Genomic DNA, 22,484 nt, shown 5'->3' on the forward strand with positions numbered 1-22,484 from the left:
GGAACCATCCTTGAGCGGCACCGGCTCTGCCGGCGAAGTCACCGGATTGCCTCGCTGATCTCCATCCAAATCCGGCGGGAGAAGGCACCACCGAGGATGACCTCGACCGCGGCGACCTGATGGAGCGCGATGGTGAGGATGAAGATGAACTGGAACCAAGGCTTCCGCGTCTTGTGGCGCAGTCTCCGCTGCGCGAGGAAGGCACCGGGCCAGCCGCCAAGCAGCGAGATCAGATGGAGCTCGGCTTCCGGGATGCGCCATTGATTCTGCCCGGCCCTGTCCTTGTCACTGCGGTAGAGATGCCATGCGATTGCTGAGGCCACGATGAGCCATGCGGGCACCACCCATTTCGGAACCGGCAGATACTCGCTGGAGAAAAGCGGCAGCACCAGCAGCACGCCGAGCAGGATCCACGCGCCAACGCCAATCCGCCCGCCCGTCACCTTCAGCGAGATGCCTTTCGCGCAAGCCCGGCCCTGCGCGTCCATGCCGAGGCGGTAGATCACCTCATCGCCCTTCCTTGGGCGACGCTGGCGGGTGGTGAATTCCTTGATGTGTGCAAAGGCCTGCTTCCCCTCATGCTCCACCCAACCGAAGCCCTTCGCATCATCCCACTGGACAAGCTTGCCGGTCAGCTCGCCACCACCGGAGGTGGAGGCCTGATTTGAGGGTGATCCGTTCATAAGATGTCAACGTTGCGGCACTGATGCTCGATGCGATCACCTATCCTCTGCACTTCTTCGGCGCTCAGCCTTGGGTGCAGGTTGAACTCTGACAGGCGTTTCACCAAACGCTGCGGATTCAGGACGAGCATGTCGGCAATCGTGGTTTCGTCGGTGAACCAGCCGGGCATCGCCAAGACTGGGAATACGGGCACCTTCCGTACAGCCGATCCAGTGATCCACTTCGAAAGATCTTCGGCGGCACTCCTTACCTGGTTCAGAGGCTTCCTCATTTTTCGGCCATTCGGAAGAACGAGGGCATCAGCCTCGGATCTGACCCTGTGGCTGACGTTTCCGTCCCTCAGCTCTCCATTGGGCTGCCGGTAGGTCTTCGTCTCGATGGCGAACACGCCGGTAGGCCCCACCACGATGTGATCGATGTTGAAGTCGGTTTGTTTCCCTCCCGCTTTCATATCGAAGAGGAAATCGTGATAGACCCGAAACCCATGCGGAGAGAGCCCTGCAAGCTTTTCCGCAACGTAGCGTTCTCCCTCGAATCCAAGCCGATACTGCCGTAATAGTTTCCGATTCTTGCAGATTTTCTTCCAGAGAAGCATTCCCGCCAACGCACCGATCGAGATAACGACGGCCCACACAATCAGATTTTCGATCCAATTGCTGCCAGTCGCGATGAAGACCATCAGCCCTGGAAACATCATGGCGAAACTCAGCAAAATCACTTGCTCGTGCAGTCTCTCACGAAGGTCGTCGATCTTCAGCCGCAGGCTTTCCCCCGGAGGCCTGAGCATCTTCTCTTTGAAGGGGGATCTACTGCGTCTCTTTTCCTCGGCCACCATCCTTCGCAAGCCATACCAGAAGAGGGCGAACGCTCCGACGATGAGAAAACCTCCTACCAAAATCCTCACATAGATCATTGCCCGAACCCTTCCCGAATCTCGTTTTCGCCCGTCGATTTCATTAACTTTTCACCCTATCTATCAGACGCCCCTGTAACGACGCAACCCTCGCATCTTGACTGCAACCATTGGTTTCAGCCATACGTGGCGCTGTGGTGTATCAGCGTCGCCGCCATGTGAAGGCCGACTCCCCCGCCACCCCAATCCCCACCCCGACCGTGTAGCAGATCAGATCCGTGGCGACCCAGCCGCGGCCGAGGACGAGGGCCCCCAGGCGGGTGGCGCGGATGCGATTGAGCCAGTCCACGTCGATGAGCTGGCTGAATTCCACCGCGAAGGAAATGCCGAGAGCCGAGAAACCGAGCGCCACCGTGCTTGCCCGCGGGAAGAGAAAGCCGAGGCCGAGGAAGACCATGGTGGCCCACAGGACATCGCCCGCGTAGGTGCGGATGAAGTGCGGGAGGATGAACGGGGCGAACGACGAGCGCGTGAATAGCCCGACGGCTATGACCACCGCGATCGCCCCTGCATATGCCAGCCGGCTCCTCTGCACGGCGGAATCTTCCCAGATGCATGAATAACGCGGAATCGAAATCGTTTCATCATGGAGACCATTGCTCACGATGACGCCTGACCATTTCACTTTCGCCCCCGGATTTCCGGGCTCTATTGCTGGCCGGTGATGACGATACATTCCCTCGAGCAAACCCGGCAGCGGCTCGCCCGGCTAGCCATGGGCGTCGTGCTGGTGGCGTCGATGACCTGGCCGGTTGTCGCGCGGGAACCGGGCCCGCCCGGGAAGCCCGGCACCACGTGGAATGCACCACATCACGGGACACGCCAGACCACGCCGCCCCGCGCTGCCCAGCCAAAGAGGGCCGAACCGATCCGCCGCGGCATGCAGGCACGGCCCGACCCGCGATATCGTCCGGCCGCAAATTTCGCCGAGCTCCAGGCAATCGCGGGCGAGGTGGCGAGGGCCTCCGGCCGCAAGATCAACTGGAAGCTGCGCCACGGGGAGAATCCCGGGCCGCTGGTCCGCATCCGTGGTACGCTGGCGGACTGCACCATCACCATCCATCCGCTGGCGGCGCAGAAGCTCCCCGCGAATACCTGGGCCTTCCTCTTCGGCCATGAATTCGCCCACCTCACCGAGCAACTCGGCGTTCACTCCGAGACGAATCCGGAGGTCGAGCTGAAGGCGGACATCGCCGGGGCTCGCTATGCGATGGCCGCGGGCTTCCGGCTGGATGCCTTCCTCGGCTGGGTGCTGACGGAGCCGAACAAGGAGACATCATCTCACGGATCGCTTCACCGGCGCGTGGACTCGATCGCCAAGCGCTTCGGCATCCGCCAGGAGGCTATCCGCGCACAAGCGCAGCTCTACTCGAGATATCGGGCGAGGCACTGAGCCACCGGATCCGATGGACGATGCCAGGGAAAACGAACTCGCCCGGGCGCTCGATTCGCCCGATCCGGGAGTGGTGCTGGAGGCGGCGCATGCCATCCGGCACGAATGGGATCGCGCAGTTCTCCGGGCACTGGCGGAGGTGGGAGGGCGGCTTCAGAAGCGGCTGCCGGAGATGGAGTTCGACGGTGCCCTGCGAGCCAACCGCACGCACGTCGAGACCGCTTTGAAGCGCATCCGCCTGGCCATGACGGATCGGTGCCTGTGCGCGGCCTACCTGACAGAGGATCTCTACAATCCGGAGCGGGAGGCTGAAGCCGGCCGGGTGAGGTTGCTGGAATTCATCGTGGTCCCGGAGGAATACACCACGCGGTCCAGGTGCGAATGCATGGCATGCGGGGACATTTTCACCGTGGAGGAGCGCGAGTATCACTATTCGTGGTGGATCTGGCAGCGAGTGGCGACCAGGAAGAAAGGCTGACGCGTCACGCGATCAATCAGCGCCGGAGATGCGCTTGGAGAGCCTGCCAGCGGTCGTCTATCCGGCGCTTTTCAGCCTCATCCATGGTGAGTTGATGGAGATGACTGCGGACGTGGACAGCGAGGCTGCCAATGCTTTCGCGCAAATGACGCCGCGGGCCAAACCCTGGCAACTGAACCTGTGTCGAAATGCCTGCGGCGATGATGGCAGCATAGGATTCGTCCAGATACCCTGGGCCGCAGCCGATTCGATATTCCCGGAGATAGCGGTCCAGCACGGGGAAGTAGAACTCGAATGCCTCCGGGCCCATGGACGCGAAGTCCTCCTGCCGGTTCAGCGGATTGGCGATGAACTTGGCGAAGGCCTGCTCGATGGAAAGCCCGCCGAATTCCCGCCACGCATGCTTGGCGTCGAGGCAGCCCCACGGATCGAAATCGGCTTCGCTGGGTAGCTCGGAATTTCCGCGCGGATCGGACATGTTGCGGGATAGATCCATCACGTCGGCTCCCCTGGCTTCTCATCCGACAGCCCGAGATGATCTTCGAAGGCCGGGGAAAAGAGCATCCAATGCAGCAGGGCGAGCACGGAGCCCATGATCATCACGATGAGGATCATGAACGAATCCGGATTGGAGACCGGAAGCTCGGCAGGTGAGAACACGCGCCAGGTGCGGGAGAAAAACGCCACAGCCAAGAGGAACAAATAACCGATTGTGAAAACCGCCGTCGCCAACGCTCGCGACCAGCGGATGCCAAGGAACAGGAGGATCGAGACGGGTAGAAAGAGCGCACCGACATTGAAATACAACTTCCCCAGCAAAAAGGCATTCAAGGTCTCGTAGGAACCTTGGAGCCCGAATATGAACAGGACGACGCAGGTGAAGATGACTCGCTTTGACATGAATTCAGGGCGCTTTCCTCAGGTTGGGACGAAGATACCAGAGAGCAGGCCAGCCTAGAAGAGAACAAATCGTCTGCTCCCGTCATCTCCCGCCCTGTCTTCCCCGGGACGGGAATGCTCCTTGCGGATGGGCGATCGCGTGCTCTTCTCATGTGCGATTGGCCGGTCACGCGGGCAGTCGATTTTCCCAACCCCACTACGACCATGAAACAGAAAGCATCCGCGCAATGGCAGGGCTCCCTCAAGGAAGGATCCGGCAATCTCAGCACCGGCTCCGGCGCGCTCGTCGCCAAGCCATACTCCTTCAAGACCCGCTTCGAGGGCGAGCAGGGCACGAATCCGGAGGAACTCATCGGCGCGGCTCATGCGGGCTGTTTCTCGATGGCGTTTTCCATGATCCTCGGCATGGCGGGATTCACGCCGGAGAAAATTTCCACCACCGCCACGATTTCGCTGGAGCAGCAGGACGGCGGCTTCGCCATCACGACCAGCCACCTCGACGTGGTCGCCAGCATCCCGGGCATCGATGACGCCACTTTCCAGGATCTGGCGGCGAAGGCGAAGGCTGGCTGCCCCGTCTCCAAGGTGCTCAATGCCGAGATCACCATGGATGCGAAGCTGGGCTGAGCGCCCGTCCCACGCCGTAAGAACTCGACAGAAAGGACCCGGGCGGATCGTCTCCATGGGATGATCCGCGCGCTGGTCCTTTCCTTTTTCATCCTGCCGCTCGCCGCCGCCGAGAAGCGCATCGCGGTCTTCGTCGGCCTCTGTGACAATGCCACGCAGGGCATCGTGAAGGTGGGCGCGAAGATCGGCGACGGGGACAAGCCCGCGGACAATCTCTACTGGGGATGCAGCGATGGCCTGAAGTCCCACTTCAAGGCGAGCAAGCGCTGGAAGCTGGAGAAGACCGACACCGCCACGGGCGATGACCGCATCCTCGAGCGACTGACCTTCCGCCATGTCTCCGGAGACGCCGTGCTGGTGGCGGAGGCGTGGCGCGGCTCGAAGCTGAAGGAGTGCTACGAGGCCTGCGAGAAGGCCATGCTCTCCGGCCAGAACGACCTCGTCACCTTCATCGGCCACAACGTACTGATGGATGTGGCGATCCCAGCCCCGGAGCAGAAGGCGAAGGGCAAGACGGACGCGATCGTCCTCTGCTGCATCAGCGACCGCTATTTCCGCCAGCGACTGGAGGATGCGGGCGTGCGGCCCGTGGTGCTGACCACCCAGCTCATGTATCCCGGTTCCTTCATCCTCCACGATGCCCTGGAGCCGTGGTTGCAAGGAAAAGCCCGCGGCAGCTTGCGCGATGCCGCGGGCCTGGCCTATGCGAGGAATCAGAAGATCAAGCCAGCCGCGGCGAAGGGTGTCTTCGCGCGGCTGGACCCGTGATTGTCCTTATCAGATCGCGGACGGTTCCTTCACAGCCACGACTTTGGTCTTCGCCCACTCGTCGCCGAGGCGGCGCAGTGGTGGAGCCTGACCCTTCCGGGTGAAGAGAATGTAGAGCTCTACCAATCCGAAGAATGGGATGATCATCGGGAGATTTCGCACGATGCTGCTCTGCCAGTCTCCGGACAGCCCCTTGCCGTCCAGCGTCACGGCGCGGATTTTCATGATCCGCTTGCCCAGGCTGTGGCCATCCAGGAAGGGCAGAGCATCTTTTGTCAGCATATAAGCCAACATGAGCAGCCAACCGACAGCGCCACTGATCATCCCGATGATGGCATAAACAAGGCCCGCGATGAAGCAGTCGATGATCGCGGCGATGACCCGGGTCTCAAAGGGTGCGCTCGCTCCTGGCTCTGCTCCAGCGATGTCCACTTCCTCCTCTTCCTCGTCCGATTTGACCGGCGGCACGTAGGTATCCACCGGAGGCGCGGCACTGACCGGCGGGGCGGATGCTGGCGGAGGTGGCGGCGGGATGTCCGGCGGGGGCGGCATCGATGGCGGCGGAGGCGTCAGGTCGGGGGGCGGAGGAGTACCGGACGACGGCGACTTGTCGGGTGTGTTTTCCATGGATCTAACCAATCTAGCAGAAAACCGCGCCCGGTCGAGGGACAAGCTCTCACAAATCTTCACGCAGCCCGGAAAAAACCCGGTGCGAGAAATAGCGCTCCATCCGGTCCGGGAAAACCGTGATCACCCGGGCACCGGGACCCAGCCGCCGCTTCGCCTCCAGCGCCGCCGCGTAATTCAGCCCGGAGCTCGGCCCTGCCGGGAAGCCGAGCGCCCACAGCCGCTGCGTCAGCTCCAGGCAAAGCTCCTCCTGGATCACCAGCTCCTCAATAACTCCCCCGCGCGGCCCGCCCTGCCAATCGCTGTAGAGTGCAGAGAGCCCCTGCGCCACGCCCGGCACCTCCTTGCTGAAGGCCAGACTGCAACACTCGGCATTGTCTCCAAAGGCCCGGCCCTCGGTCGGGATCGCCGCATACGCCCGTGCCTGGCAGCCCGCGTCATCGAAGGCCTCCCACAGCCCCCGCAGCGTCCCGCCGGTACCGACGCCGCTCACCACGGCATCCACGCAGCCGCATTCCATCTGGGAGAGAATTTCGGGCCCTGTGAAGATCCGGTGCGCCTCGGCATTGTCGGGATTCTCGAATTGCCGGGCGGCGAACCACCCGTGCTCCAGCGCCGCCGCTTCCGCCGCCTCCAGCACCGCCATCATGCCGCCCTCCACCCGGCGGACCTCGCCGCCGTAGGCCCGGATCATCAGCCCGCGCTCCTGCGTCGCCGTATTCGGGATGAAGGCCACGAATCTCAGACCCATCTGCGCGCACGCCAGTGCCAGCGCGATGCTCGTGGACCCGCTCGACGCCTCCACCACCGTGTCCCCCTCGCGCAGCGCGCCGCGGCGCCACGCTTTTTCCAGGATGTGGCGGGCGATGCGGTCTTTCGTCGAGCCGCTGGGATTCATGAATTCCAGCTTGCACCACACCGGCCCCAGCTCCGCCTCCAGCGTCACCGGGACCAGCGGCGTCGGCGGGATCTGCCGGATGAAGCGACCGCCGGACGGTACCGAGCGCGAAACGGATGCAAGTGCCATGTGCGACAGCTATCCTGACCGCCCCCACCGACTCAAGCACGGCCACGCGGGCGACAATCTAACGACGATCCAATCTTGCCCTGACGCAGGTTCGCGGCATCATTGCAGCATGCAAGTGGTGACAGACCAGATCCGGAACTTCCTCCAGTACGTCGCCGTGCAATTCATCGAGTTCCCCGCCGAAGCCCAGCTCAAGGTCACCGAGCTCGGGCCGAAGCGCCTGCGCTTCAAGCTCGTGCTCCGGCAATCCGACGTCGCCCTCCTCATCGGGCGGAACGGATTCAGCGCCTCCGCCATCCGCGGCGTCATCAAGTCCATCTCCGAGCGCGAGGACGTGAATGTCAGCCTGCAGATCCACTCCCACGAGGAGGAGGCGGAAATGCAGGCCCGCGACCCGCGCCACTGAAGTCCCCGCCCCGGCGAGGAACGTCTCCGATGCCCGGGTAGCCGGAGGTTCTCCTTGCCAAGCCCCGCCGCGGCCCGCTACCTTCCCGCCCGCCGCGCGAGACGCCTCACCGCGTTTCCCAAGAACGGTCCCGTAGTCCAATGGATAGGACGATGGCCTCCGAAGCCGTAGGTACAGGTTCGATTCCTGTCGGGACTACTTCTCTTCCTCTATCTTTATTAGCCGAGGCTGCGCTTCACTTGAGCGCGTAGGAGACGCGGGCGAAGAATTTGGTCTTCACCATGGGTTCGGGCAAGGACCAGCGGGTCATGCGGTAGTCGAGGCCGAGGTCTTCGCTGGAGAGCATCACTTCGCCGGTGGCGTCGTCCCAGACGAAGAGGTCGTCGCTGACCTCGATGTCGAAGCCGACGTCGGTGGTGCTGCGGCGGGTGATGAGTTCGAGCTCGATGCCCTCTGCATTTCGACCGAGGAAGCGGGTGCCGCCGGATTCTCCGAGGAAGTAGGCGGCGAGCGCTGGTGCGCCATCGATCTCGTCCTCCGGCAGCAGCGATTGCAGGCCGCGGTCGCGCTTCCAGGCGTCGAAGCCCGCGGGGATCACTGAGATTTCCGCCGCTCGGACCACATTCGTACCGGTGGTGGTGGTGAGGGCGGTGAAACGGAACCAGCGGGTCTTCAGCTCAGGGAAGCGGACTTCCTGCTGCACGGGGTTGTTCGTAATGTTGCCGAAGTCGCCCTCGGACCGCACCGTCCACTCGACGCCATCGTCGCTGGTCTCGAAACGATAGCCGAGCACCGTGCCCGCCCCGCCGCCGGAGGGAGGCAGGTAGGTGAAGCCACTGATCCAGCGGGCGTCGCCCATGTCCACGCGGTGCCAGTGCGGCAGCGCCGTGGCGGTGGAGGTCCATGACGTGGTCGCATTTCCGTCGATCGCCGACGATGCTGCGCCAGAGGTCTCCTGGCTGTCCGCCGTGGCCGTCCAGCCGACCGAGGCGAGCCCGGGGAAATTCGCGGACGCTTCCAAGCTGGGGAGCCCGTCGGTGCCGACGGCGATGGCCTTGATCACACCGCCCAGCGGCAGCGGCACAGGGCCGGAGTAGAGCGGGGAATCCAGCAGCGGCGTGCTGCCATCCAGCGTGTAGCGGATCGGCCGACCCGACGCGTGGGTGAGGGTCACGGAACCGGATGCATTCCGCGCGGAAATGAGCGGCGCGGCGGTGGCCACGGCCTGCTTGTGCAGGGACACTTCCGCCAGCGAGGGATTCAGTCGACACGTGGTGATGCGGATGCGCACCCGCGTGGTATTCACCGCGGAGGTGAAGCGCACCAGACGCTTGTGACCCACGGTGGTGCCGGTCGCCCGCTGGATCCAGGCGGTGCCGGTCCACGTGTCGACCGCGAAGCCTTCGATGCGCTGGCCGCGCACGGCGATTGGCTCCTGCAGGCTGACCACGTCGATGCTCTTCGCGGCAGGCAGGTCGATGATGATTTCCTGCGCGCCGGTGCCTGCCGGGGATTCCCAATAGGAATCGAGGTCACTGTCGAGAATGCTGGCCGCATTCGTGCCGGTCGCCGTCACCGTGCCGCCGCTGGCAAGATCGGTAGAAAAGGTATTGCGGATCACCTGCGCCATCGAGCGCAGCGGCGTGAGCTGGTTATCCGGCACCAGGCCGCGATTGTCCGGGGAGAGATTCAGCAGCAGGTTCGCATTCCGCCCCACGCTGCGGTAGTGGATGTCGATGAGTTCGGTGGCGGATTTCGGCGTCTTCGAGGCATTCCAGAACCAGCCGTTGAGGATCGGCACGTCGGCCTCGGCGGGATACCACCAGAGGTAGGAGCCCGACGAGAGCTTGCTGCGGCTGCCCAGGTCGGTGGCGGTCATGTCCGGCCAATTGAAGCTGTCCGGATGGGCGGAGATGGGCAGCGTGCTCCACTCCGTCTCGCGCGCGGTGCCGTCTTCATTCCCCACCCAGCGGACGTCGGGCCCCTTTCCAAAGATCACCGCCTCGGGCTGCAGCTTCCGGATCAGGTCATACCACGCGGCATGCTGGTAGCCCTGGCTGGTGCCGGGCTTGGGATTGGCCCCGTCGAACCACACCTCGGAGATCGGTCCGTATTCCGTGAGAAGTTCGTAGAGCTGGTTCAGGAAGTAGCGGTTGTAGGAGTCCACCGTGTAGGTCCACGGGCCGTGGCCGTCCACGGGAGTGCGGCCGGTCGTGGGTGAGGATGTGAAGGAAGCCGGCGCGGTGGGGATCACCGATGGCACGGAACTACTATTGTCACCGTAGTATCCGGCGGCCGACTCGATCTGGAAAAGGTCCGCGGGCGAGAGATACACGCCCAGCTTCACGCCGCGCGCCTCGCAGGCATCCGCCACCTCGCGCAGCACGTCCCCCTGCCCGCCGCGCCATGGCGACGAGGCCACGTCGTGAGCGGTGTAGCGGCTCGGCCACATGCAAAAGCCGTCGTGGTGCTTCACCACCAGGATCGCGAGCTTCCCGCCCGCATCCGCGATTTCATTCACCCATTGCGCCGCATTCAGCGCCGTGGGATTGAAGATCGCCGGACTCTCCTTGCCGGTGCCCCATTCCACGCCGCTGAAGGTATTCGGGCCGAAGTGGATGAAGAAGGTCGTCTCCAGCCGTTGCCACGCCACCTGGTTGGCGCGCGGCAGCAGCTTCGCAGCCTTTTCCGCCACGCGCGCCGCATTGTCCGAGGGCATGATCTGCTGCACATTTGCGTACTCGATGGGTTCCACCACCGGCGGCCAGCCGTCCGGCTCGCCATCGCCATTCGCGTCGGCGAAGTCCCCGATGAGCACGTAGCCGGAGATTGCGGGATCGGGGTCGTCGGAGAGATTGCCGTCCTGCTGATTGCTGCGGATCGAGATCGACTGCGTGTCCGCATCCGCCACGAAAGTGCCCACCACCGTGCCGAAGCCGCCCACAGCGGCGGCACCACGCGTCAGCACGGGCAGCGTGCCGCCGCTGAAGAGCGTCCCGCGCGCCAGCTCATACTCGCGGCGGTTGATCGAGGAACTGGTGCGATTGTCGTGCGCGCCGATGATCTGGATCTGGTACGGTCGTCCGGGGATGAGGCCGGTGAGGGTGAAGGTTTTCGTCTGGACGCCCCATGGCTCGCCGAATGCCGTGTGCCCGGAAAGCAGTGCATCGATCTGTGCATTCAGGCCGCTGCCACTCCAGTAGTCCGTGTCCCCCGCGGCGGAGGAGAAGCTCACGCCATTCACGCTCACTCCGGGGTAGCCGTAGTTCACCGCCGAGACGATGGCCGTCACGCCGGTCGAGGATCGCCCGCCATTCCTTGAGGAATCAAAGTCCGCGAGCACGGTCGCCGGATCATTGCCGATATTGAAGGCCGTCCCCCAGTTGATGGTGGATGCACTTGAGAGGAGGGGAAGCATGACGCCCAGCGGAGTCAGGTGGCGGAGAAATCCGTTCATTTCGGGCAGGTGGTACTGAATTCGCTTTACGGGTGGCATGGAAGCCGCTTTCCATAAAAGCACAAAAGTGTGCATTCGTTTGCGAGGGTAAACAGGGATTGTGCCAGATAGCCAGCGATTCATCACAATGCAGCAAGTGTCACCAATCCTCCTCCACGGGACCCCTGCCTTGAACTACCCCTCCTGAACGATCTCTCACATTTTTGTTCATAAAATCGGCCGACGCCTCCTCCGCGCCAGAACGAATCCCGAGCCAAATCCGACTCATGACCGTAGCCACCCCGACCCATTCCAGCCGCCGCCTGATCGTGACGAGAGCCGCCCTGCTCGCGGCAGCCCTGACCTTCCAAAGCAACGGCGAGTCGATCTCCTACAATTTCTCGGAGACCAGCACCAACACCACCCAGACGCTGGATACCACCACGCCGAAGGGACCACTCGGCAGTCTCGTGTGGAACGACTCCTACGTCGTGACCACCGGCAACGTGGCCACTGGCACGGAGGACGGACTGGTGGACGGCAGCGGCGGCGCGACCGGAGCCTCGATCTCGTGGACCTCGAAAAACACCTGGTACGGCGACGGCGTCTATAACACCCAGGACCAGCGCATCGTGCTCGGCTACCTGGACGACGGGGATGACGGCGTGACCGTGACGGTGACGAATATCCCCTACGAGAACTACAATGTTTACGGGATCCTCGCGTCCGATGCCGGGTCGAATACGACCTACACCACCAAGGACTTCCTGATCAATGGCACCACCTGGGCGCTGGGCGGCAGCGCACCGGCCACGGCGACCGCCTTTGCCAGCATGGAGGCCAGTTCCGCGAACGGTGCTTGGGTGAAGATCATCCCGGGCACCCAGACCGGGAACTACTGGAAGATCAGCAACCTGACTTCCGGCACGCTGACCATCGACGGCGAGCCGGGTGTCAACAACGGCAACCGTGCGAGCCTCGCCGCGATCATCATCGAGGACAATACCGACACCGACAATGACGGGATGATCGACAGTTGGGAGATCAACAACAACCTCATCGTCGGCTATGACGACAGCCAGGAAGACGCGGACGGCGACGGCGTCACGAACATCCGGGAATTCCAGCTCGGGCTGAACCCGCAAAATCCGGACACCGACTTCGACGGCCTGGATGACGGAGTGGAGCTCAGCGAGGCCTACGGCACGAACCCGCTGGTGGCGGACACCGATGGCGACGGCTCGCCCGATGGCGAGGACACCGCCCCGCTGGACCCGCACATCCGCCCGGGCACGAGCACCATCACCTGGACCACCGAGGGCGAACTCACCTCGGACGCAGCGATTTCCATGACCGGCACGCTCGCGCAGGCATGGGTCTTCGGCTCGGCAGGCGTGGACGTCACGATCGGCAGCACCACGATCAACTTCGCGAGTGTCAGCGGGAATACCGGGACCTTCTTCACTGCCAACGGCGACACCACGGGCAACGCCTCGCTGGACAATCTGCTGAACAACCACGCGGCGAGCGAAGGCATCGCCTGGCAGTACATGCTCACCGGCCTGACTCCCGGCGCTACCTACCAGGTGCAGGTCATTGCCGGAGCCGACCGCCGCGCGGGCATCTCCACCCGCACGCAAAAGATCGGCGACGGCGTCGGTCACTTCACCGGAAACCTTGCGCGCTCCGGCCCGGGCTACGCCATCGGCACCTTCACCGCCAGCGCCGAGGCCACGCAGATCATCAGTGTCGTGCCCGGTGACATCAACCCGGTCGATCCGGCGATCACCGCCATCATCCTGCGCGAGGTGGACCTCAGCACGCTGGCGCTCACGTCGTCCACCTTCAGCCCCACCCAGATCACCCTCACCTGGATCTCCGAGGCGGGCATGACCTACGACGTCGAATACTCGGACACCCTCACGGCGGGCTCCTGGCAAAACGTGAATGCCTCGCCCATCCCCGCGACCGGCCTGTCCACGAGCTACACCTTCCCCCGCCCCGCAGGCACGAAGCGCTTCTTCCGCGTCAGTGAAAACTGATCCCACCCCTCTGTCCCATCGCCTCCCCGAACCAATAAAACCGCAAACCTGAAATGACCCCCGTATTCCGCTCCCTCCGGACCGACAGACTCTGCCTCGCCGCGCTTGCCGCGGGCGCATGGCTCGCCGGCACTCCCGCTGCCGACGCCGCGTCGGTGGCCTACAACTTCAGCGAGACCAACTCGAATCCCTCGCAGTCGCTCGACACCACCACTCCGAAGGGCCCGCTCGGCTCCTCCATCTGGAATGACTCCTACGTCACCACCACCGGCGGTGTGGCGACGGGCACCGAGACGAACCTCGTGGACAACACCGGCGCGAACACCGGCATGTCCATCTCATGGACCTCGAAGGAAACGTGGTTCGGCGATGGCGGCGGCACCACGCAGGACCAGCGCATCGTGCTCGGCTACCTCGATGACGGCGACCAGGGCGGGGCGAATCCAGGAGTCTTCGTCACCCTCTCGAACATTTCCTACAGCCTGTATAACGTGTATCTGATCCTCGCCTCGGATGCGGGAACGAACACGACCTACACCTCGCAGGACTTCCTGCTGAATGGCAGCACGTGGATCTTCGGCGGGGCCTCGGCGACGACCGCGACGGCCTTTGCCAGCATGGAGTCCACCTCGGCCAATGGCACGTGGACCCGCGCGATCGCCGGGGTGCAGACCGGGAACTACGCGCTGGCCACGAACCTGAGCGGCAGCACGCTGACCATCGACGGCCTCATCGGTGCGGGCGGTGCCCGCGGCAGCCTCGCGGGCATCATCATCGAGCAAGTGCCGGAGCCCTCCGCAGCGCTGCTCGCCGCGGCAGGTGGCATGCTGCTTTTCCGTCGCCGGAGAAACGACTGACCCGCCCTCACCCCTCATGTCCACGTCCATGATCCGGTCCGTGCTCGTGCTTGGCGGTGGCAGCGCCGGGCTGCTAGCCGCCCTCACCCTGAAGCGCAAGCTACCCGCGCTGCAGGTGGAGGTCGTCGCGAGCTCGCGGATCGGCGTCATCGGCGTGGGCGAGGGTACTACGCCCAACGTACCTGCGCACCTGAATGGCTATCTGGGCATCCCCGAGCGGGAAACACAGGCGGCGCTCGATCCGGTATTCAAGCTGGGCGTGCGCTTCGCCTGGGGCCGCCGGGATCACTTCGACTACACTTTCACCGGCCGCCAGTTCGCCTGGCGCTGGCCGGAGCTGCCAAAGACGAATGGCTTCTACGCCACGGAGGAGCCCGTTGGCACCGACCTCGCCTCCGCGCTGATGGAGGCTGGCAAGGCCGCACCGCGCCGCGCCGACCGCTACCCGGAGCTGCCGCCGATGGGCACGCAGATCGCCTGGCATCTGGAGAACCGCTCCTTCGTCGCGTGGCTCGAGTCCGCTTGCCAGCGCGAGGGTGTCACCTTCCGCGATGCCGAGTTGGCCGAGGCCGTGCGTGATGCCGAAGGAGGAATCGCCGAGCTGGTCTTCAAGGATGGCACGCGCACCTCCGCGGATCTCTATGTGGATTCGTCGGGCTTCGGCTCGCTGCTGTTAGGCGGCGCGCTCGGTGAATCCTTCACGTCATTCTCCGGCCAGCTCTTCTGCGATCGCGCGGTGGCCGGCGGCTGGGATCGCGGCGACGAGACCATCCTTCCCTACACGCTTTCTGAGACCATGCCCGCCGGGTGGGCATGGCGCATCGATCACCCGGAGCGCATCCATCGCGGCTATGTCTTCTGCTCGGATCATCTCTCCGATGACGAGGCCGTGGCGCAATACTCGCAGGTGGCGCCGCTGGCGAAGAATCCGAAGATCGTGAAATTCCGCTCCGGCCATTACCGGAATCCGTGGGCTCACAACGTGGTCGCCATCGGCAATGCAGCGGGGTTCGTCGAGCCGCTTGAGGCCACCGCCCTCATGGTGATCTGCCTGCAGGCGCGCTGGCTCACCGACGGGCTCATCGACTCCGGCTGCAAGCCGCCGCCGACGATGCGTGCCCACTACTGCCGCATGAACCGCACGCTGTGGGAAACGATCCGCGATTTCCTCGCCATCCACTACCGCTTCAATGACCGGCTTGAGACGGATTTCTGGCTGCGCTGCCGCCGCGAGACGGATCTCGGCAGCGCGGCGGAGCTGGTGGATTTCTATCGCGAGAATGGCGCGTCCGGCATCGGTGCCTCGCTGCTCGGCGCGCAGGACCCCTTCGGTCTCGATAGCTATCTGGCGCTTCTAACAGGCCTGCGTGCGCCCTGCGAGGTCACCCACACATCTAGCCCAGCGGAGCTTGCCGCATGGTCCGAGCGAAAGGCGGCCTTCCGCAAGATCGCCGCGGGCGGCCTCGGCATGCGCGAGGTGCGGCAGCGGCTGGCCGAGCCATCCGGCTGGGCACGCGTCCGCGGCACCCAGCCCGCATCCCCTTCGCCCAAGGCAGCAAAGGTCTTCTGAAAAGCCCGGGCTGCGGCCCATCCCACTTCCCCATCGTCACGAACCAGCGAAATGAAGAAACGAACACTATCACGCGCCGGACTTCGCGAGCGCGGCTTCGCCTTGGTCATCTCGATCATGCTGATGGTCCTGCTCACGGTCCTCGCCGTCGGCCTGCTCGGCCTGTCATCGATCTCGATGCGATCTTCCACCCAGGAGGAGGCGCTGCGACTCGCACGCAGCAATGCCCGCGTCGCGCTCTCGCTCGCCATCGCCCAGCTCCAGAAGCAGGCCGGCCCGGACCAGCGCATCACCGCGCCCGCGACGATCACCAACGTGAAGAATCCCCGCGGCGTGACCGGCGTCTGGAAGTCCTGGCGCCCGCCCCAGGAGAATCCCGACTACGCGAAGGAGAAGGCCGAGCGCTTCACCGAATACCTGATCTCCACTCCCACGCCGGGGAAGACCGATGACATCGCCAGCGTGCCGACCTCCGACGAGGAGCAGGTGATGGTCGGCGCGGGCAGCCTCGGCGGCGGCTCGGTTTCATCCACCGCCCTCACCACGGATGAGACGACGAACGAGATCATGGCCCCCGTGGTTCCGGTCGCCGCGGAGAATGGCAAGTCCACCACCGGCGCGCTCGCCTGGGCCACGCTCGACGAGGGAGTGAAGGGCCGCATCGACCTCGCTCCCGCGGAAGACCCGAAGGACTCCGTCGCCGATGCCGTCTCCCGCATGGGCTCGCCCGCGCGGAACAAGGCCGGCAGCCTGGATGGACTCGCCTTCCTCGACGATGCGCGCGAGAACCTGCTGGAAAAGCTCCCGAAGCTGGTGAGCACCGCCGAGGTGAATCTCGCGGGCGGCGACAAGGAAGTCTTCGGCCGCTACTTCCATGACTTCAGCGTCGCATCGAATTCCGTGCAAGCGGACGTGGCGAATGGCGGGCTGAAGACCGACCTGAGCGTTATCTTCGACGGTGCCACCCTGCCGACCGAGTATGCGACCCGGCGCCTCTACTCGAACTCGGCGGTCCCGGCCACTGGCACGAACAACTCCGACCCGATGTGGGCGGCCTACCAGCACTACTACCGCCTCTATCAGAAGGCGGTGGCGAAGGACAATCCGAAGGACGGGATGAAGGCCTTCGTCCCCACGACCTACCGCCTCGCCCAATCGAGCGACACCACCATCAAGGACGTCCGCATCGAGCCGAATCTCTCCACCGTCCGCCAGTCCATCCTGATGCCCACGGTGGCCAAGGTGGACATCGTCTTCAGCATCGTGGCGCGGGACGTGCACTCCAGCCGCACCACCGCGCTGCTCCAGGCCGGCTACCCCTACATGATCCATCTCATGTACCTGCCGGTGATCACGCTGCACAATCCCTACAACGTGCCTCTGCGCTTCACGGAGATGGAGGTGGAATTCGCGGACCTGCCGATGGGCTTCCAGTTCTTCGTGAATGGCCAGGCCGCGACGAACGAGATGAAGCCCTTCAACTCGCTCTACACCGGCAACGAGTCGGGCGGTGCGAAAAAGGTCTTCAAGGTCACGCTGACCGGCGACCTGAAGGCCGCGAAGGAAGTGGTGATGGGTGCGGGCGAGACGCGCATCTTCGGCAAGCCCTTCCCTCCCGAGTGGACCTGGGCGCAGGAAAATGCCGGCGGTGCGCAGGACGGCGTGGACATGTTCGACTGGCGGAACGACCGCACCCAGCTCGGCAACCGCATCATGCCCGGCATGATCACCGGGCCGAATGACGGCATCGGCTACGACCTCGACTGGCTCGCGCCGCTGGTGACGACGCGCGCCGAGTGGCACAAGGCCCGCACCGCCGAGGGCGTGCTGCCCGTGAAGCCCGGCGAGTCGATCATGGTGAAGTATGGTCCGAAGACCCAGCCGAGTTCGCCGAACAACAAGTTCGCCATGACGCTGCGGCTGAAGAATGGCACGGCGCCCGTGGACTACGGCACCACGCAGGTCTATTTCCAGAACGAGGGCAAGCTGAAGACCGTGCTGGAGGAAGGGACCTCGCCGCGCTTCACCGAGGCACGCAGTTTCCCCGAGAGCTATCCGAAGCCCGGGGTGGAAGCCCCGATCACCGCGTCCTCGATCTACGAGTCCAATAGTACCAAGATCCGCGACTACAGCAAGGCGCGGCCCTTCGCGGTCTTCAGCCTTAGCGGAAAGACCACGCAGGAGGCCTTCACCCGCTCGCGACCCGCGGCGGATACCGGTGCCGCCCCGCAGATGGCGACCTGCGAATTCATCAGCACGGCCAGCCAGGGGACGAATCCCTATGAGTTCATCCTCACACCCGTGCGCGGTGGCAATGCCGTGATCGAGTCCGAGGGTGAGAAGGGCTACTTCTTCGGCGGCCACGGAGCGACCCGCGGCACCACCGCCGCGACCTTCTTCGAGATCCCGATGGCCCCGCTGCAATCGCTGGCCCAGCTCCGCCACGCGAACGTGGGCACGATGGCTGCGGCACCTTACTTCACCTACGCCACCGGTGAATCCCGCGCGCATCCGGCACTGCCCGCGAAGTCCCCGCGCTTCGCCGTCGCGACGAACCGCACCATCCTCGACCACTCGTGGCTGTCGAATGACCAACTCTGGGACCGCTACTGGTTCTCGACCATCGCCACGCTGCAGGGCCCCGCCTACGCCGGCAGCTCCGCGAAGACCCAGACGGAGCTGGCGAAAAGCTTCTTCAATGGCGAGGGCACGCTGCCCAATGTCCGGAACATGGCGATCGTCCCCACCGGCTCGCTGCCGGACGATGTCGCGACCACGGCCATCGAGGCGGGCGGCCAGAAGTCCGCGATGTATCTGCTCACCCGCGGCGGCTTCAATGTGAACAGCACCTCGGAGGCCGCCTGGGTCTCCGTGCTCTCCGCGATGGCGGACTCCCCGGTCCCGCTTGCCACCGGTATGCTGGAAAGCACCGGCGACTCCGTCCCGCTGCTGCGCACCCGCCGCCCGAGCACGGGCCTCGACGGAGGCGTGGTGGGCCGCGACCAACTGTGGAACAGCTACCGCAAGCTGACTCCTGAGGAAGTCCGCTCGCTGGCGAAGGAGATGGTGAAGCAGGTCCGCCAGCGCGGCCCCTTCCTCTCCATGTCCGACTTCGTGAACCGCCGCCTGGCGGAGGATGACACCGGAAAGGCCGGTGCCATGCAGGCGGCCATCGACGCCAGCGGCATCAATGAGGTGATGGTGCCGAATGCGATGCCCATCGATCCCGCCGAGGTCACGAAATACGGATGGAGGAATCCGAAGGCGCTCGAGGGCAGCAACACCGCGGCGGGTTCTCCCGGCGCGATCAGCCAAGGCGACGTGCTCTCCGCCATCGGGTCCTTCGCCACCGTGCGGTCGGATACCTTCCGCATCCGCGCCTATGGCGAGGCTCGCGATCCGCAGGGCAAGGTGCTCGCCCGCGCGTGGTGCGAGGCCACCCTGCAGCGTCTGCCCGACTACGTGGACCCCTCGGAGTCGCCTGAAATCATCGCGACCAAGGAAGCCAACGTCACCTTTGGCAGACGCTTCGAGACCTTGGCATTCCGCTGGCTTCACCCCGAGGAAGTTTGATCATGAAAATCCACACGATTCCCCTGCTCGCGCTCGCCGCATGCGTCCTCCCCTCGTCCGCGCTGCATGCCCAGGAGGCACGCACCGTGCGCTTCCGCACCCTGTGCCTGGAGCAGACCGCAGGCGTCACGAGCGTGCATCTGCCCGCGGCGAAGTCGGGTGCCGATGCCGTGGAGGTGCCGCTCTACACGGGCTCCCTCTCCCCGGAAATCGTGGGAAACTTCACGGGCAAGGAAGCGGTTTTCACCGGGGCACCGGGAGCGGATGGCAAGCCGGCCGTCATGGCCAAGGTCGCGCTCGCCAGCTCATCCCGGCAGTTCTTCCTCTTCCTGCCCGCGAAGTCCGGCGGCGCGAAGCCCTACGAGGTGATGGCCTTTGACGACGACACGGACAGCTTCAAGCCGGGGCACATCCGGTCCATCAATCTCGCGCCCGTGCCCGTGCGCTTCACCATCGCGGGCAAGGCATCCCCGCCCGTGCCGCCTTCGAAGCAGATGATCTTCCCGCAGGCGGCGAAGAAGGACGACTACAACATGTATCCCGTGGTGGTGGACTTCGCCAGCGCGGGCGACAAGTGGTTCAAGGGCTACTCGGCGAGCTGGAAGGCCAGCGATACGCGACGGGAAATCGTGATCACGCTGATCGATCCGAAATTCAAGCAACCGGTAGTGAAGTGCTATCCGGACCTCCCGCCGTGGCTCGCCGCCACCCCGTGAAGGGCCCTGCCCTTACTGGCCCGCGGGCGGCAGGCTGAAGTCGCCGCCCATCACGCGGCGGACCTGATCTTCTGTTAGAACGAGATTGAAGACGGCAAGATCCGACAGCAGTCCCTCGAAGTGATTGCCATGGGCGGGCGGGGCCTCGCCCCGTCCGAAGTACCAGCTTTCCGACGGCCAGTCGAAATTGAAGGCGGGCGCGGTATTGAGATCCTGATCCTGCACACCGGTCGGCTCGCCATTCACGTAGAAGCGGATCTGTCTCATGGAGGTCCCGTCGAAGAACACGGAAAACGCCACGTGGACCCACTTGTCCACCGGCAACCCGACGGACGACTGCTCCTCACTGATGCCGAAGGAGTCGAAGGTGGGATACAGGCCCGGAGACGATCTCGATGGCCCGCCATCCGGACCATGCTGCGCGGTCAGGCTCAGCTCACGCTCTCCGAAGACCCGGAAGACTCCATTCCCCATGTGGGCACTGGCCGCGCTCCAAGTCTGGTTGTAGTCCCCGCGCAGCAGCAGGCCGCCGCCGTCCGCGGTCGCAGGTAGCTTCAGCCACATGGCCACGGTCAAAGGTCCCGTGGTCCAGTCGCTCAGCGCCGCGGGCAGGATGAGGATGTCATTCACGCCGTCAAAGGACAGGCACGGCCCGCGCTCGGGATCGGTAACCCACGAGGCCCCGTTGATGCGACCGTGATGACCGTGGCCGCTCCAGTCGTCCACGATATCCCCGCTTCCCACACGCATGCGCCACAGCGCGCCGAGTCGTGGATCCGGTGTCAGCGGGCGGAAGGCGGGCTGCTTCGGATACGGTGTGATGCCGGTGACGGCAAGTGGAGCGAGCGCTAGCAGGAAGACAAGCACGAGCGAGACCACGGTCAGAGGATTCGGCAACGAGCGCCGCTTGTCCGACCGGAGCACGGCCAGCAGGCGGCTGCGGACCTCGCGGAGATGGCGGCGGCTCAGGCGGCCTCCTTTCGCCTCGTTCACGAGCACCTCCCCGTATTTCGAGGCAGGTACACCGCCGGCGATGACCGCGTCATCGCACGCCATCTCCACTGCACGGTCGTATTGCCGCAGCAGCAGGTGGACGAGCGGGTGGAACCAAAAGACGATCGCCGCGAGCTCCAGCGCGGCACGCAGCGGCACATCGTGCCCGTGCAGGTGCTCCATCTCATGGCGCAGGATCATCTCCTGCGAGGCCTCGTCGCGCGCGAGGAATTCCGAGGAAACCAACAGCCGCGGGTGCAGCAACCCGTGCACCACCGGCCCGGGCAGGGTCTCCACTTCAAACATCCACGGACGCCGTCGCATTCCCTCCGTCAGCTTTTCTAACAGCCGCGCCGCAGGATGATCCGGATGAACGGGCTTCGCCTTCGCGAAACGCACCAGGCTGGAGCAGTACTGCGCGCCGCGGAAGAGCAGGAAAAGGAATGCCCCGGCCGCCCAGACCTGCACGATGAGGCCCGGCAGCGGATCCCGGTTTGCCCCCGGGATGGACCCGGCCACCGGCATCGAGGAAACCGCGGACACTCGCAACTCGCCCGGCACCTCGGGTGCGAAAGCACGCGTCGAGGCCAGCGCGGGGATCGTGATGCGGAAGACCATCGGCAACGCCGGAGCCGCGAGCCCCGCCAGCAGCCCCACGGCCAACAACACGCAGACGATGCGGGATGCGGAGCGCCGCGACACATACGCGAGCGCCAGCACGAGCGGGAGCACCAGGCAAAACCGGAGGGAAGCGACAAGGAGCCAGCGGTAAAGCTCCCCGGTCATTTCCTCCATGATCCGAGACAAGCAGCTATCGCCGGGCCGCCCAGCACAATGTCAGGCGGGATGTAAAATTAGGCTCAGCCCTTCGCTGCGTCCTCTTCCTTCTTCGGCGAGTCGGCCCGTTGGAGGATCTCCTCCAGCATGCGCCGGTCCTCCGGAGCCAGGGTTCCTTTTTCCCGCTTCAGGAAGGATGCGAGGCCGAAGGACAGCGAGCCATTGAAGAAACTCCCCACCGTGCGCTTCAGCATCTCGAATCCCACCTCGGAGGAATTCATCACCGGCAGGTAGAGGTAGCGGTTGCCATCCTTCCGCATCGCGAGGAAGCCCTTGTCATGGAGAATGCCAAGGATCCGCCGTGCCCCCGAATTCGTCATCGTGGTCTCCAGATTCTCGCACAGCGAGTCTGCGGACACCTCACCCAGGCGATGCACCACGTACATCACTTCCCGCTCGCGGCGGCTGAGGTTTTCAAATTCCAGGGTCTTGCGCTTTGATGACATGTATTGGGGCCGGAGGAGACGGCGCACAATTTTGTGCAAACACGTTTCACTGTCCAGCACTGATTGCCCTCGTCTGCGTAAATCCCGAACCTGACACCGAGTTCTCCCCCAGACACTAGCGGGGGCTTTTCCTCCCGCAGATGTTCAAGGTAAAGGCTGATCGGGGTTGAAGCCTGCGCCCTTCGAGAGCC

At 64.4% G+C, this 22,484-nt stretch carries 20 protein-coding genes and 1 tRNA gene; 11 read left to right on the forward strand and 10 right to left on the reverse strand.

Going from position 1 to position 22,484, the window contains the following annotated elements; translation table 11 throughout:
* Positions 1-38: 38 nt before the first annotated feature.
* From OKA04_RS21975 to OKA04_RS21985, 3 genes are all read right to left on the reverse strand, one after another.
* Positions 39-683, reverse strand: a complete 645-nt coding sequence (locus OKA04_RS21975; protein ID WP_264503373.1) for a DUF1294 domain-containing protein — start codon at positions 681-683, stop codon at positions 39-41.
* Positions 680-1,597 carry a nuclease-related domain-containing protein gene (locus OKA04_RS21980; RefSeq protein ID WP_264503374.1) on the reverse strand — a complete coding sequence of 306 codons (918 nt, stop codon included), beginning with the start codon at positions 1,595-1,597 and terminating at the stop codon, positions 680-682. The genes OKA04_RS21975 and OKA04_RS21980 overlap by 4 nt, the downstream gene beginning before the upstream one ends.
* A 142-nt stretch (positions 1,598-1,739) precedes the next feature.
* Entirely contained in the window at positions 1,740-2,132 is a 393-nt protein-coding gene (locus OKA04_RS21985; RefSeq protein WP_264503375.1) for a ribosomal maturation YjgA family protein, read from the reverse strand.
* Positions 2,133-2,261: 129 nt separating this feature from the next.
* Here OKA04_RS21985 and OKA04_RS21990 point away from each other — a divergent pair, with 129 nt between their 5' ends.
* Positions 2,262-2,990 carry a hypothetical protein gene (locus OKA04_RS21990; protein WP_264503376.1) on the forward strand — a complete coding sequence of 243 codons (729 nt, stop codon included), beginning with the start codon at positions 2,262-2,264 and terminating at the stop codon, positions 2,988-2,990.
* A gap of 13 nt (positions 2,991-3,003) precedes the next feature.
* Complete coding sequence (locus tag OKA04_RS21995) at positions 3,004-3,468, forward strand: hypothetical protein (RefSeq protein ID WP_264503377.1); 465 nt, start codon at positions 3,004-3,006, stop codon at positions 3,466-3,468.
* A gap of 16 nt (positions 3,469-3,484) precedes the next feature.
* On the opposite strand, the gene OKA04_RS22000 is transcribed toward OKA04_RS21995, so the two are convergent.
* Both OKA04_RS22000 and OKA04_RS22005 read right to left on the reverse strand, forming a co-directional pair.
* On the reverse strand, positions 3,485-3,946 hold the full coding sequence (locus OKA04_RS22000) for a hypothetical protein (RefSeq protein WP_264503378.1): 462 nt from the start codon (positions 3,944-3,946) through the stop codon (positions 3,485-3,487).
* A 17-nt stretch (positions 3,947-3,963) separates the two neighbouring features.
* The gene (locus tag OKA04_RS22005) at positions 3,964-4,368 is read right to left on the reverse strand and encodes a hypothetical protein (protein ID WP_264503379.1); all 405 of its coding nucleotides are present in this window, start codon (positions 4,366-4,368) and stop codon (positions 3,964-3,966) included.
* Between the two features lie 204 nt (positions 4,369-4,572).
* Between OKA04_RS22005 and OKA04_RS22010 the strand changes: the two genes are divergently transcribed.
* Together OKA04_RS22010 and OKA04_RS22015 are read left to right on the forward strand one after the other, a co-directional pair.
* Entirely contained in the window at positions 4,573-4,995 is a 423-nt protein-coding gene (locus OKA04_RS22010) for an OsmC family protein (RefSeq protein WP_264503380.1), read from the forward strand.
* Positions 4,996-5,055: 60 nt separating this feature from the next.
* A complete protein-coding gene (locus OKA04_RS22015; protein ID WP_264503381.1) occupies positions 5,056-5,763 on the forward strand; it encodes a hypothetical protein in 708 nt (235 codons plus the stop codon).
* A gap of 9 nt (positions 5,764-5,772) precedes the next feature.
* Here the strand turns inward: OKA04_RS22015 and OKA04_RS22020 are convergent, their stop codons facing one another.
* Both OKA04_RS22020 and OKA04_RS22025 read right to left on the reverse strand, forming a co-directional pair.
* Entirely contained in the window at positions 5,773-6,243 is a 471-nt protein-coding gene (locus tag OKA04_RS22020) for an RDD family protein (RefSeq protein WP_264503382.1), read from the reverse strand.
* Between the two features lie 196 nt (positions 6,244-6,439).
* Positions 6,440-7,417 carry a PLP-dependent cysteine synthase family protein gene (locus OKA04_RS22025; RefSeq protein WP_264503383.1) on the reverse strand — a complete coding sequence of 326 codons (978 nt, stop codon included), beginning with the start codon at positions 7,415-7,417 and terminating at the stop codon, positions 6,440-6,442.
* 109 nt (positions 7,418-7,526) lie between these two features.
* On the opposite strand from OKA04_RS22025, the gene OKA04_RS22030 reads away from it, so the two are divergent.
* Together OKA04_RS22030 and OKA04_RS22035 are read left to right on the forward strand one after the other, a co-directional pair.
* Positions 7,527-7,823, forward strand: coding sequence for a KH domain-containing protein (locus tag OKA04_RS22030; RefSeq protein WP_264503384.1), 297 nt, complete (start codon positions 7,527-7,529; stop codon positions 7,821-7,823).
* A gap of 126 nt (positions 7,824-7,949) precedes the next feature.
* Positions 7,950-8,021 (forward strand) — tRNA-Arg (locus OKA04_RS22035).
* A gap of 37 nt (positions 8,022-8,058) precedes the next feature.
* On the opposite strand, the gene OKA04_RS22040 is transcribed toward OKA04_RS22035, so the two are convergent.
* On the reverse strand, positions 8,059-11,280 hold the full coding sequence (locus tag OKA04_RS22040) for an alpha-L-fucosidase (RefSeq protein WP_264503385.1): 3,222 nt from the start codon (positions 11,278-11,280) through the stop codon (positions 8,059-8,061).
* A 266-nt stretch (positions 11,281-11,546) separates the two neighbouring features.
* On the opposite strand from OKA04_RS22040, the gene OKA04_RS22045 reads away from it, so the two are divergent.
* From OKA04_RS22045 to OKA04_RS22065, 5 genes are read left to right on the forward strand one after another with little or no spacing between them, the layout of a single operon-like run.
* Positions 11,547-13,301, forward strand: a complete 1,755-nt coding sequence (locus OKA04_RS22045; RefSeq protein ID WP_264503386.1) for a hypothetical protein — start codon at positions 11,547-11,549, stop codon at positions 13,299-13,301.
* A 53-nt stretch (positions 13,302-13,354) separates the two neighbouring features.
* A complete protein-coding gene (locus OKA04_RS22050) occupies positions 13,355-14,158 on the forward strand; it encodes a PEP-CTERM sorting domain-containing protein (protein WP_264503387.1) in 804 nt (267 codons plus the stop codon).
* Between the two features lie 28 nt (positions 14,159-14,186).
* Positions 14,187-15,728 (forward strand): FAD-dependent oxidoreductase, encoded by a 1,542-nt coding sequence (locus OKA04_RS22055; protein WP_264503388.1) that lies wholly within the window; start codon positions 14,187-14,189, stop codon positions 15,726-15,728.
* Between the two features lie 51 nt (positions 15,729-15,779).
* Positions 15,780-19,301: a pilus assembly PilX family protein gene (locus OKA04_RS22060; protein ID WP_264503389.1), complete on the forward strand. Its 3,522-nt coding sequence runs from the start codon at positions 15,780-15,782 to the stop codon at positions 19,299-19,301.
* Between the two features lie 2 nt (positions 19,302-19,303).
* The gene (locus OKA04_RS22065) at positions 19,304-20,017 is read left to right on the forward strand and encodes a hypothetical protein (protein WP_264503390.1); all 714 of its coding nucleotides are present in this window, start codon (positions 19,304-19,306) and stop codon (positions 20,015-20,017) included.
* Positions 20,018-20,029: 12 nt separating this feature from the next.
* Here OKA04_RS22065 and OKA04_RS22070 read toward each other — a convergent pair whose 3' ends face one another.
* Both OKA04_RS22070 and OKA04_RS22075 read right to left on the reverse strand, forming a co-directional pair.
* Positions 20,030-21,796 (reverse strand): M56 family metallopeptidase, encoded by a 1,767-nt coding sequence (locus OKA04_RS22070; protein ID WP_264503391.1) that lies wholly within the window; start codon positions 21,794-21,796, stop codon positions 20,030-20,032.
* A gap of 74 nt (positions 21,797-21,870) precedes the next feature.
* Positions 21,871-22,293 (reverse strand): BlaI/MecI/CopY family transcriptional regulator, encoded by a 423-nt coding sequence (locus tag OKA04_RS22075; RefSeq protein ID WP_264503392.1) that lies wholly within the window; start codon positions 22,291-22,293, stop codon positions 21,871-21,873.
* Positions 22,294-22,484: the final 191 nt, after the last annotated feature.

This window comes from Luteolibacter flavescens (assembly GCF_025950085.1).
Taxonomy (GTDB): domain Bacteria; phylum Verrucomicrobiota; class Verrucomicrobiia; order Verrucomicrobiales; family Akkermansiaceae; genus Haloferula; species Haloferula flavescens.